The following is a 731-nucleotide window of genomic DNA, read 5'->3' on the forward strand; positions in this document are numbered from 1 at the left end:
GTCAGCAGAATACCGTCTATTTGCAGTTTCGGGTTGATCTGCCGCTTGACCTTGTTCACCGTAGAGAGCAGCTGTTCCAGCCCTTTGGCGGGCAGATACTCCGCCTGGACGGGGATTATGATCCGGTTGGCGGCGGCCAGCGCGTTGACGGTGAGCATACCCAGGGAGGGCTGGCAGTCTATGAGGATATGGGAATACTGCCCCTTTACACTGTCCAGATATTGCCGCAGAATCGTTTCCCGGCTCATAGCGTTTACCAGCGACACCTCCATGCCGGACAGCTGAATATCCGCCGGCATCAGGTCCACGCCCTCCGGGTGGCGCAGAATCCCCTCGCCGGGGCGGACCGGCTGATCGGTCAGGATACGGCCCATCGCGTCGGAGAGGGTAAAAGGCAGCTTATCCGGCTGGGGATTGCCCAGGCTGATGGTCAGGCTCCCTTGCGGGTCCCCGTCAATGAGAAGCACTTTCTTTCCCGCCTGTGCCAGCCCAATCCCTAAGTTGGCACAGGTTGTGGTCTTGCCCACACCTCCCTTTTGGTTGGCGATGGCGATGATTTGCGTGTTCAAGATAATCACCTCGTTTCTTGGTATGAAAAAAGGGAGAATGTGACCGGAATCAACATTCTCCCTTAGAAACGATATGTGATTGTGCAATAATCTGTCTTTTGTGAGGTTAGCTTTTGAGAGCCATCTCGCCGCAAACCCGCATGAATACTGGATTTTTGCCTG

Annotated in this window: 1 protein-coding gene; it reads right to left on the reverse strand. The window is 55.4% G+C overall.

Going from position 1 to position 731, the window contains the following annotated elements:
- A partial coding sequence (locus D5269_RS18065; protein WP_166545252.1) for an AAA family ATPase occupies nt 1-569 on the reverse strand: 569 nt, incomplete at its 3' end.
- Nucleotides 570-731 lie beyond the last annotated feature (162 nt).

This window comes from Anaerotruncus sp. 1XD42-93 (genome assembly GCF_009917605.1).
Lineage (GTDB): Bacteria > Bacillota > Clostridia > Oscillospirales > Ruminococcaceae > Anaerotruncus.